9 protein-coding genes and 3 tRNA genes are annotated in these 11930 nt (G+C 29.7%); 7 read left to right on the top strand and 5 right to left on the bottom strand.

The annotated features are described in order from the left end of the window. Window positions 1-117: 117 nt before the first annotated feature. Window positions 118-4533: a translocation/assembly module TamB domain-containing protein gene (locus tag WNY60_RS02765; RefSeq protein WP_342861454.1), complete on the bottom strand. Its 4416-nt coding sequence runs from the start codon at window positions 4531-4533 to the stop codon at window positions 118-120. A gap of 161 nt (window positions 4534-4694) precedes the next feature. Here WNY60_RS02765 and tsaD point away from each other — a divergent pair, with 161 nt between their 5' ends. The 7 genes from tsaD (at window position 4695) to WNY60_RS02800 (ending at window position 10711) form a co-directional block, all read left to right on the top strand. Next, window positions 4695-5717, top strand: coding sequence for a tRNA (adenosine(37)-N6)-threonylcarbamoyltransferase complex transferase subunit TsaD (tsaD, locus tag WNY60_RS02770; RefSeq protein WP_342861455.1), 1023 nt, complete (start codon window positions 4695-4697; stop codon window positions 5715-5717). A gap of 85 nt (window positions 5718-5802) precedes the next feature. Continuing rightward, on the top strand, window positions 5803-6432 hold the full coding sequence (locus tag WNY60_RS02775) for a peptidylprolyl isomerase (RefSeq protein ID WP_145001613.1): 630 nt from the start codon (window positions 5803-5805) through the stop codon (window positions 6430-6432). A 5-nt stretch (window positions 6433-6437) separates the two neighbouring features. Next, on the top strand, window positions 6438-7142 hold the full coding sequence (locus WNY60_RS02780) for a 16S rRNA (uracil(1498)-N(3))-methyltransferase (protein ID WP_342861457.1): 705 nt from the start codon (window positions 6438-6440) through the stop codon (window positions 7140-7142). Window positions 7143-7145: 3 nt separating this feature from the next. Continuing rightward, window positions 7146-7787, top strand: a complete 642-nt coding sequence (locus WNY60_RS02785; RefSeq protein WP_145001611.1) for a DUF4159 domain-containing protein — start codon at window positions 7146-7148, stop codon at window positions 7785-7787. A 113-nt stretch (window positions 7788-7900) separates the two neighbouring features. Next, window positions 7901-8407 carry a TrmH family RNA methyltransferase gene (locus WNY60_RS02790; RefSeq protein ID WP_342861459.1) on the top strand — a complete coding sequence of 169 codons (507 nt, stop codon included), beginning with the start codon at window positions 7901-7903 and terminating at the stop codon, window positions 8405-8407. A gap of 26 nt (window positions 8408-8433) precedes the next feature. Next, entirely contained in the window at window positions 8434-9528 is a 1095-nt protein-coding gene (locus WNY60_RS02795) for an AI-2E family transporter (protein WP_145001609.1), read from the top strand. After that, entirely contained in the window at window positions 9521-10711 is a 1191-nt protein-coding gene (locus WNY60_RS02800) for a class I SAM-dependent methyltransferase (RefSeq protein ID WP_342861460.1), read from the top strand. The genes WNY60_RS02795 and WNY60_RS02800 overlap by 8 nt, the downstream gene beginning before the upstream one ends. On the opposite strand, the gene WNY60_RS02805 is transcribed toward WNY60_RS02800, so the two are convergent. The 4 genes from WNY60_RS02805 to WNY60_RS02820 form a co-directional block, all read right to left on the bottom strand. Beyond that, window positions 10708-11130, bottom strand: coding sequence for a hypothetical protein (locus tag WNY60_RS02805; protein WP_339807686.1), 423 nt, complete (start codon window positions 11128-11130; stop codon window positions 10708-10710). The two genes, WNY60_RS02800 and WNY60_RS02805, sit on opposite strands and share 4 nt — an antisense overlap. Window positions 11131-11607: 477 nt before the next feature. Next, a tRNA-Arg gene (locus tag WNY60_RS02810) sits at window positions 11608-11681 on the bottom strand. Window positions 11682-11695: 14 nt separating this feature from the next. Further along, window positions 11696-11770 (bottom strand) — tRNA-Pro (locus tag WNY60_RS02815). Between the two features lie 39 nt (window positions 11771-11809). After that, window positions 11810-11898: transfer RNA gene (locus tag WNY60_RS02820), tRNA-Ser, on the bottom strand. Between the last annotated feature and the right edge of the window lie 32 nt (window positions 11899-11930).

Here is an 11930-nt window from a genome sequence, read left to right on the forward strand (position 1 = left end):
ATATATGACATCGCTTTTAACAAAATTTTGCAATAAGCGCAAAACTATAACGTTTTCGTTAATAACTTAATAAAATACAGGCTGTTAAATGAAGAAAAATACAGAATTGATAATCTGTTATTCCTCTTCTTTGATAATCATATTTTGAGGAAAGGGAGCATTGTTTTCAGATTTTTTTTCTGGAGTTTCGTCCTCCAAAATAATACCTTCGTTATCCTCTTCGTCTAATTTTGAAGGGTTGAAAATTTTTCGCATTAATTCGCCAAAAGTATCAAACGAGACGCTATAAGATAAACCAACACCTTGTGTGTAACCAATCTCTTCTCCAAAATTACGGATACTATTTTCGCGATTAAACACTTTTGCGGTAAGTGTACCTTCCTCGTTTAATAAAAAGTCTACTTGTACATCTCCAGCGATTACAGAATCACCTAAACCACCAACAGGAACACCAACCTTACCATTAATTAATACACGATCAGATATTTTGGTTTGCAATGTTAGACCAACACGGTTGTCTGTTTGGTATTCTGGGTTATTGGTTCCAGCTTCAAAATTTACACCAATATCAAATTTACCGTCACCACTAGATAACAGGTTATTAACTAATCCATTTAATCGCTCAGTTAATGTTCCAGTAAAATTAATATCGTTTAATCCACTACTAAACGCACCAGTTGCAATTAAAAATAAAGCTTGACTTTCTTTTTCTTCATTTGTATCAAGCCTATAATCTAGCTCTGATTTAATTGTCGAACTTGTTGTTGGAAAGTCAAATTGGTAGTTAATTTCTGGTCTTTCTAATCGATCAGATAAAGCTAAAGTAAGCTCTACTGGAATGCTTCTATTAATTGGACTATCTAACAATGGTGATGGATTAGCACGTGTTAAATATTTAGCCTCAATGTTTATTATAGCGTCTAATGGCTTTCCATTCCATGCTAGTGTACTTGTATATGGCTCTACAATAAATTTTTTCTGAATAACGCCTCCATAAAAGAAGTTGTAAACGCCTTCATAAACCACAAAGTCACCATACATATTAAATTTATTATTGGTATTTATTTCAATTAATAAACCACCAACACCACGACCTTTAATAGTACTTCCAGAGGTTTTATCGATTAATATTTCTATTTCAGCTTCTTCGGTTACATCCAATTCAAAATTTAAATCTAAACCTGAATCTGTCTCATTTTCTAAAACAATACCTTCTTTCTTGGCTTGCTTTTCTTCTGGACTTAAAAAGTGAATGATTGAATTATCACCAAAGGACTCGTTATCATTCAATGGTATTTTAAAGACTGTACCTTTTTTAGTTTCACCAATAACATTAATGCTTAAACTCTCGGTTGGTCCAAAAATTGAGGCTGATCCACCAATAAATCCTGTACCATAATATAAAGACTCTTCGGTTTCTTTAGTATCCAAAACTAGTAATCGTTGTGTTTCTAGATTTAAATCTAATTTCCATTTAGAAAAATTAGTATGACTAATACTTCCGTCTAAAACACCTTTTGAGTCTTCTTTTGTATCTGTAATATTTATGGTGTTAAATATAAAACTTTGATTTTTTAAACTAACAGAAGCTTTATCCTGAAATGCATAATCTACATTTAAATAAGGCACACCTAAACCACCTTTATCTATATTTAATTGTCCGTTAAAATTAGGTTTATCTAAACTACCTACCACTTTAGCTGTTCCAAAAACATCTCCTCTTATATCGCTTAAAACGCCTTCCAGGAAAGGGTTTAGTATTTTTAAACTGAATTTATTGAAATCCAAATCCACATCGATATAGGCATCATCTGCAGCAATATTTATATTACCTTTTGCTGTAAATGAATTGGTGTCATCATCCTTAATCTTAGCATCTACAATGTAATTAGATAATGTAGCGTTACCTGTGATTTTAGCATCAAAAGATCCTAAAAAAGTGTCGTTGACTTCTAAATTATCAATGGTTATTGCAGAATTTGGTAAATAGCTTCCGTTTTGTTGTAAAACATCAAGATTACCGTTAATATTACCTGCTAAAGTAAGACCATCAAAATCGGGAACAATTTTATTTAAATCGACATCTTTAAAATTTAATTTTATGTCTTTGTAGGTTGAGTCTTTTATAGTTCCGGCTAGTTTAATTTCTTCATTTTCATGATTCATAACTAACTCCTCAATTTTAAAATCTTTAAAATCTCTGTCAAATATTACTTTATTTAACTTGTTTTTTTCTTCATTTACATACCATTTATTACCTTTAAAAGTAACATCACTCTTTTTAAAACCAACTACAGATTGGTTGTCTTTATTGATAGTATGATAAAAACTTAAGTTATAAAAATCGTCATTACGTTTACCTCCTTTAAACTCTGATCTCATAAACAAAGTATCGTTTAAAGTCACGTTAATTAAATTAAACTTAGACACGCTGTAGTGCTTGGTGTATACGCTATCAACTTCTACGTAAGTGTTAAATAAAGGGTTATTATTATCCACTTGCACCTCAATTGCATCTGCAAAATAGTCTAACAATTTAATCTTAGGAGATTTAAACGTTAGCTTAAATGCTTTTTCGTTACTCTCTACACGACCTTTAATAAAGGTGTTTGCGCCTACTTCTACTTCTGGTAAAAAGACTTCAATTATTTTATTATAAATTTTAAAGTTAAAATCTACATATTGATTACCTTCAATTTTATTTGGAACATAATTAGTGTAGATACTTTTAAGCGAATTTTCAAAAAGTAGCCCTAAGTCATTAAATTTAAAGTTTCCTTTTAATTGTCCTTCGACAATTTCTGGAGAGTTTACTTTAATAAATCGTTCGTTGTCTAAAAACTCTGAACTAATAGCAAAGTCCTTAAATGTATAGGTGTCGTTCTCATTTTTATACACTGTATTTTTAAAATTGATACTACCAACTGCATCATCGATATTATTAGCAGTCATTTTCATGTCCACTATACCTTTAAACTCTGATTGTTCGTCTCTGTTATAAAAATTAAGTGCTTTTAAGTTGGCATAATCAACTTTGGCTTCAAAATCAAAGGTTCTGACATTTTTAGATAAATCTGCTAATCCATTAAACTCTAGTTGTAAATTTTTGTCGTTAGCAACTAATTTACCATTAAACTTACTTTGTTTGTATTGTCCATTAACTACAATACCTTGATAAGTATATTTGTTATAATTTATACTGTAAATGTCACCTTTTAGTTGAGTTTTTAAATTTTCTTTTTTAAAACCAACACCATCAACATCTACATTTAACGAGGTGTTACCTAAATTGGGATCGTCTAACATTTTACCCAAATTAAACTCGTCCAAAATAATATTACCTTTATAGGATGCGTAATCAATATTATTAATGTTAGACATTTCTAAATTGGAATTTACGTAACCTAAAGAAGTGCTTATCTCTAGATCTGCTTTTATCTTTTGTGTTGTAATATTAGTGTTTCCAACTACCTTAAAGTTTCCTAACTTATCAAATATGGTTGGAATTGATTGTCCTAATACATTAGGCAGCAGTGCTTTTAAGTCTTTATAATTTGAGGATAAATTTTCAAAATCACCTTGCATAGCAAAGTTATTATCTTCAGCATTAAATAGGTTTTTAAAATTAAGTGTTCCGTAAATTTTAGTGTTTCGACTGGTCTCTAACTTTAAATTTTGAGCAGTTAGATTGTTAAGTGTACCATATAATTTTGTCGAAAAATCTGCTCTTTGGTTTATACCAAATTCGTTGTAAAACACATTTAATTCGTCTAATAAAACGCTTCCTTCTGTAAAATTAGCCTCTACTTTAACTTTGTCTTCAAACTCTTTAAAATCTGCTCTATTATAACTAAATATTAAATCTCCTTGCAGATAAGACTGTGGTGTTTTTAAATTTAAGTCGTCAAAACGCATTTGAGATAATGTATACGAAAAATTAGAGGTTAGGTTTTCTAATTTTAAACCACGACTATCTACAAATTGCATGGTATTTATTCTGGTTTTGACATCACTACCATCAATTACAAAATTGGTTCCATTTAAATTTATACCATGAAAATTTAGTATCTGTGGTGTCTCCTTATTATAGTTTATAAAATTAAACGTTCCGTTAGAAATTGTTACATCACTAGAGGATAATAAAAAGGTGCTTTTTTCTGGTCTAGGATTGTCGTCGTCAAATCTAGCAACAAAAACATCAAGATTAGTATCTGTTTCGTCCTTATAAGTAACGATATTAAAAATTAAATCTTCTAAATCAATGTCTGCAAAATTTAATTTTCCTTTATATAAATTTTTAAAATTAACTATGGATGTATTTAGCTGGCTTGCACTAATTAAGGTATCCTTTTTATAATCTCTAATTAATACGCCTTTAATCTCAACCTCTCCATTAAACTGTAAACCTATCTTTTCTATATTAATATTAGTTTTATATTGCTCATTTACCCAATTAGTGGCAGATTTACCTAAACGCGTTTGAACCGCAGGAATAGATAAAACTAACACCACAATGACGAATAACAATAGCAAGATAGCTATCAGTTTACCTATTATTTTGAGAATTTTTTTGATATTGCTTTTAAAGTTAAAAATTATACGGAATAACTTACTTTTGTAATTATTATAACAAATGTAATTGAGTTGTTAAACATTTCATCAAAATTAACAATTATTATGCCTAAAAATAACTAATGACTTCACAAAATATTTATATACTCGGAATTGAAAGTTCTTGTGATGATACAGCTGCTTCTGTAATCCTAAACGGAAAAATATTAAGCAACGTTATTGCCAGTCAAAAAATACATGAAGCCTATGGTGGTGTTGTACCAGAATTAGCCTCTAGAGCGCATCAACAAAATATTGTACCTGTAGTAGATCATGCTTTAAAGCAAGCCGGAATTACTAAAGACCAACTTAGTGCTATTGCTTTTACAAAAGGCCCAGGATTAATGGGTAGCCTACTTGTAGGTACATCGTTTGCAAAATCGTTAGCTTTTGGATTAGATATCCCTTTAATTGATGTAAACCATATGCAAGCACATATATTGGCGCATTTTATTGAAGAGGACGGTTTTAAAAAGCCTCCATTTCCGTTTTTAGCCATGACTATCTCTGGTGGACACACACAGATTGTAAAAGTCAAACATTACTTTGATATGGAAGTTATTGGAGAAACTATTGATGATGCTGTTGGAGAAGCATTTGATAAAAGTGGTAAAATATTAGGATTAGGCTATCCTGCTGGTCCACAAATAGACAAACTTGCACAACTAGGTAATCCTAAAGCCTTCCCTTTTACTAAACCTAGAGTGGATGGACTTAATTTTAGTTTTTCAGGTTTTAAGACTGCTGTATTGTACTTTATCCAAAAACAAGTTAAACTTAACCCTAATTTTATAGCAGAAAACCTTAACGACATCTGTGCATCTATACAATATACTATAATTGGTATTCTGACAGACAAGTTAAAAAAAGCAGTTAAATTAACAGATATTAAACATATTGCCATAGGTGGTGGCGTATCTGCAAATAGCGGAATTAGACAAGCGTTAAAAGATGCCGAAACCAAGCATGGTTGGACAACCTACGTGCCTAAATTTGAATTTACCACAGACAATGCAGCTATGATAGCTATTGTTGGCTACCTAAAATTTTTAGATGGTGACTTTGCGGAACAAAATGTTATGGCCAACTCTAGACTTAAAATATAATTGCGATAGTACTAAAAGCAATAATTTATCTTCATTTAAACTTTAATTTTGTTTTTTTGTTGAAATTAAAATTCCTTTATACAAAATGAAAACCCTTATTAAACTTACTATTTGCTTACTAACTGTTTCTATATATGCTCAAAAAGATTTAGAAAAAGAATTAGATACTATTGTAACGGTAGAACAAGCTGAAAAATTTTTGGTAAGTAAAAAATCTAGAAAAAATAAAATTTTAATTTTTAACGAAGAAAAGCACAAAACCAAACTAGCTACAAAATTAATGAATACTAGTGTTGGTGGTACAGAGGTCGTTAAATCGGAATTTAACACAACACATTACAAGGTTATAGATAAAACAGACGAAAGACATTACCGTATTAGTTATATCTATTTTGATGGTAACACGTTAGATGCGACACAAATTGTACAATATAAAAATGAAATATTTAAATCTTTTGAAGAAGGTATAAGTTTTGACGATTTAGCAAAGCGTTATTCTATGGATAAAAACGCTAAACGTGGTGGAGATTCTGGATGGCTAAAAGAAGGAAAAATGCCTTTAGAAGTGGAAGAACAAGCCTTTAATTTAGATAATAAACTAGATACCCTTTATACTGTAAGAGTTGAAGAAAGCAATGGTTTTTATATTATTTTAAAAACCGAAAGAATTAAAAAGATTAAGGAAATTAAAGTTTTAAAGGTAATCGCAAAATAAGTGATATGCAATTATTTTACAATCCAGATATAGCTCCAGATACTAATCAATTTTCGTTTCCTAAGGACGAGAGTAGGCACATTGTTAAAGTATTACGTAAAAAAACAGGTGACCTACTTAACATTACCAATGGTAAAGGGTATTTATTTGAAGCTGAATTGACCATTGCAGATCAAAAAAACTGTGTTGTAAATATTTTAAACACCACACATCAAGCGCCTAAAAATTATCAATTACATTTAGCTGTTGCACCAACTAAAATGAATGATCGTTACGAGTGGTTTTTAGAAAAAGCTACAGAAATTGGTGTTACCAGCATCACACCAATAATTTGTGATCATAGCGAAAGAAAAGTAGTCAAAATTGAACGTTTTGATAAGATAATTCAATCTGCAATGAAACAATCTTTAAGCTGCTACTACCCTATTTTAAATGCGCCAATAACATTTAAAGACTATATTAATCAAAATTTTGATGGAGACACCTATATTGCACATTGCGAGGAAACCTATAAAAAATCTTTAAAATCACAAGTACTTCCTAATAAAAAAATTACCATTTTAATTGGACCTGAAGGCGATTTTTCTGTTAAAGAAATAAAAATGGCAATTCAAAATAAATTTATTCCTGTAACTTTGGGAGAAACAAGGTTACGTACAGAGACTGCAGCAATAGTTGCATGTCATAGTATTGCTTTTATAAACGAGTAATTTATGAAACTAAGACACTTAATAGTATTTTTGTTATTCTCTGTTTTCTTACATAGTCAAGATTTAGCAATACTAAAATATAAAGGTGGTGGAGACTGGTATAGTAATCCAACAGCACTACCTAACCTTATTAAGTTTTGTAACGCGAATATTGATACCAAAATAAATACAAAACCAGAAACCGTAGAAGCAGGAAGTAGTGATGTTTTTAGGTTTCCTTTGTTACACATGACAGGTCATGGAAATGTAATATTTGACGATGACGAAGCTGAAAATTTACGTATTTATTTAAAGTCAGGTGGTTTTTTGCATATTGATGACAATTATGGAATGCAACCTTATGTAGTGGCTGCCTTAAAACAAATTTTTCCAAATCAAGAATTAGAAGAGCTTCCAATAACACATCCAATTTTTAGTACAGCTTTTTTATTTAAAGACGGATTACCAAAAATTCATGAGCATGATGGTAAAAGACCACAAGCTTTTGGATTATATCATGACACTAGATTAGTGGTACTATTTACTTTTGAAAGTGATTTAGGAGACGGTTGGGAAGATCAAGAAGTACATAATGATCCAGAAGACATCAGACTTAAAGCTTTAAAAATGGGAGCTAATATTGTTAAATATGCTTTTGAAAATTAATTTGAATAAGCCTAACTTCTATTACATACTTTAAATTATATTAGCTTAAATCATTTTAATTTTAACTAATATTATCTTTATTTACTAATAAGTATTAAATAGCATCTATAAATTTGCAACTTACACACTACAATTCAAAATTTAAACAACAACAATTTCCTGTAATAGTTGTATGTCAAAACGTTTCAAACGCACCAAATATTGGAAGTTTGTTTAGAGCTTGTGATGCTTTTGGTATAGAAAAATTAATATTTTGTGGAACAGACATTCCTTTAGGTAGAAAAATGACCAAAACTTCTCGTGCTACAGAAAAGTCTGTGAATTATGAAATGCATAAATCAGCATTAGAAGTCGTTAACAAATTAAAGGAAAACAACTATTTTATTCTTTCTTTAGAAATATCTACAAATAGTCAAGCATTAAATAAAGTTAAATTTAATCCTAATCAACCTATCGCATTAATTATAGGAGATGAAAACTTTGGAGTATCCGAAGAAGTCCTAAAAATTAGCGATGCCATAGTACATATAAATATGTTTGGCCAAAATAGTAGCATGAATGTTGTTCAAGCCACTAGTATCACACTATATGAAATTACTAAACAGTTTTCGCTAAAATAAATTTCAATAATTATATATTTACATATATGACTTCAAGAACAATTGCAAACGGAATTTTAAAAGCTTGTGCTGTCCTATTAGGATTAGCCTTATTAATATGGTTTGTGTATAAGATACAATCTGTAATTGTTTATTTGGTAATAGCTGGAGTTGTATCCTTGTTGGGACGACCATTAGTCGTGTTTTTAAAAAATAGATTAAAATTTTCCGATACGCTGGCTGTAGTATCTACCATGATATTATTTTTAAGTCTTGTTTTCGGGTTAATTAGTTTATTTATCCCTTTAATTATAGAACAAGGACAAAATTTATCTTTATTAGATATAGATTTATTACAATCTAATATCGAAAACTTATATAAAGAAGCAATAAGTCATTTTGGCTTAAGCACAAACGAAGTGGAAGAATCTTTCAAAGACTCTAAAATAATGTCCAAAATTAATTTTGGAGTTATACCAGAATTTTTAAACTATTTTATATCAGGACTAGGAAGCTTTAGCATAGGATTATTTTCAGTGCTTTTTATTTCCTTTTTCTTCTTAAAAGACAGCAAATTAATGAGTACAGGTATAGTAACTGTGCTTCCTAAAAAGCATGAAAAAAGATTAAGAAAATCGTTTGTAACTATTCGTGATTTATTAACAAGATATTTTGGTGGCTTAGTATTGCAACTATTAATACTATTTACAATTTACTCTATCGTACTATTAATTTTTGGAATCGAAAATGCTGTAATTATAGCAACACTGTGTGCATTACTAAATATAATACCATACGTAGGACCAATAATTAGTGCTTTTTTGCTAATCCTGTTAAGTATGTCAAGTAATTTAGGCGAAAATTTTAGCGATGTAATTTTACCAAAAACAATGTATGTTATGATTGGTTTTATAATCGCACAACTTGTAGATAATTTTATTAGCCAACCTTTTATATTTTCTAAAAGTGTTAATTCTCATCCTTTAGAGATATTTTTAGTAATAATCATAGCAGGATTACTTTTTGGTATAGTAGGTATGATATTAGCAGTACCAACATATACAGCAATAAAAGTTATATCAAAGGAGTTTTTATCAGAATACAGAGTGGTAAATAAATTGACACAAGGCTTGGATGACTAATTTTAATAAAGCCATTTTAGACCCCAAAATACAAGAATTCATTAATCAAAATATTAATTCTGACCTAGCCAATTTAGCTTTAAAAGGAATTCCCTTTGATAATAATTTAAAACAAGATATAATCACACAAATTGAATCTAAAAAAAAGTGCGAAAAAAAATTACCGACTTGGTTTAATACTCCTAACATATACTTTCCGCCTAAACTTAATATAGAGCAAACATCCTCAGAAGTTACAGCACAATATAAATCTAATTTAATTTCAGGAAAATCAATCATTGATATTACTGGAGGATTTGGTGTAGATTGTTACTATTTTTCAAAAAAAGTAGATACAGTAATACATTGCGATTTAAACGTTAGTTTATCTGAAATAGTAGAAAAGAATAAATCTAAGTTAAAAGTAAACAACATAACGTTTCATGCAAATGATGGACTAGAAGTTTTAAAAACTATTGGTAAAAAAGTAGATTGGATTTACATTGATCCATCAAGAAGAAATGATATTAAAGGTAAAGTTTTTTTACTTAAAGATTGCTTACCAAATGTTCCAGAAAACTTGGATATGCTTTTTCAGTATTCTAAGAATATAATGATAAAAACGTCACCAATCTTAGATATTACATCTGGAATTAGCGAATTACAAAACGTAAAACACATTCATTGTGTAGCAGTAAATAACGAAGTAAAAGAGCTTTTATGGATTTTAGAAAAAGATTTTAGTAATGAAATAGAAATCAAAACAATAAATATTACTAATAAAGATACACAGCGTTTTAATTTTACTTTAAAAAACGAATTAGAAACTACTCCTACTTATAGCCAACCTTTAAATTATCTATACGAGCCAAATACAGCCATTTTAAAATCAGGAGCATTTAATAGTATTGCAGGTATTAAAAACATATATAAACTACACAAACACTCGCATTTATATACAAGTAATGATTTAATTCAATTTCCTGGAAGACGTTTTAAAATAATCAAAACAATAGCATACAATAAAAAATCTTATAAGAAAGAAATAAACTTAAATCAAGCAAATATTACCACAAGAAACTTTTCTGAAACAGTTGCTCAAATTAGAAATAAGTTTAAAATTAAAGATGGTGGTAAAAACTATTTATTTTTCACCACCATCCTCGAAAACTCAAAAACTATAATAAGTTCAGTAAAAATTTAATCTAAAGTTAAAATGATTGGTTCATTAACTTCATTTAAATTGTTAATTACGATTTCTACTTTAGTACAAGTAGACATATCTAAAACAACTTTACTGTCTGATACATTGTATGCAGACCCATCAACACTAAAAATAGTTAGTCCTTCATTAAAACTTGACCAAGAAGATGAAGTTCCAGGAGCTACATTTAAAATTTCAATAACATTTTGGTCAATATCTATAATTGTAAACGTATACGCTATCGTTCCATTGTTAATTAGTCTAGATTGTGGATCTTGATTATCACAAAAAGTAGTTGCTGTTGCATTACTAATTTTTGTAGAATTGCCAGAGTTTTGACCCTCCAAAGGTTCTAGACTACAACTAGTTGATGAAAAAATAAGGCATAGACATGCCACGAATTTAAGTAGGTTATTCATTTATAAAAATTATTATATGTAAACTTTTGCTTACATAGCGATTTGGGAGTGCAAAATTAATCTTTTTTTCGAAACAAAATAATTTTTTTTTAAATTTTCGATGAAATGCAATTAAAACACGTAATAACTTAAAAACCAATGCCTTATGTTGGGATAAAAAATAGAACACAAAAACCATATAAAACAAAAAAGCTTCACTATTTCTAATGAAGCTCTAAGTAAGCTATTTTTTTATTCATATTGCTTTCCTTATTCGTCGGTAATAAATTTATTAAATATTTAAACTTTCAAAAATAATAAACGCGTACTTAATTGATAATTTAAGAATCTTTAATAATACCATAAAAAAGGTATCAAGCTTAATTATTAAGTGATGTAACAATTATTACTTCTATCTTAAAAGTACTTAAAGAATAGTAAAATATAAGAAATCAATTTAAAACAAAAAAGCTTCACTATTTCTAGTGAAGCTTTAAGTGAGCCCGACAGGATTCGAACCTGTGACCGCCTCCTTAGAAGGGAGGTGCTCTATCCAGCTGAGCTACGAGCCCGTAGCAATAAAAAGTCGGGGTGGCAGGATTCGAACCTGCGGCCTCCACGTCCCAAACGTGGCGCGATAACCGGGCTACGCTACACCCCGAAAAAGGTTATCAAAATAAAAATTTTGAGAAAATAATAGCGGAGAGACAGGGATTCGAACCCTGGGTAAGTGTTTCCACCTACGACGATTTAGCAAACCGCTCCTTTCGGCCACTCAGGCACCTCTCCGTTAATTATGTTGTAATGAACTTTGCAATTAA

This window comes from Olleya sp. AS48, from assembly GCF_038900355.1.
Taxonomy (GTDB): Bacteria; Bacteroidota; Bacteroidia; order Flavobacteriales; family Flavobacteriaceae; genus Olleya.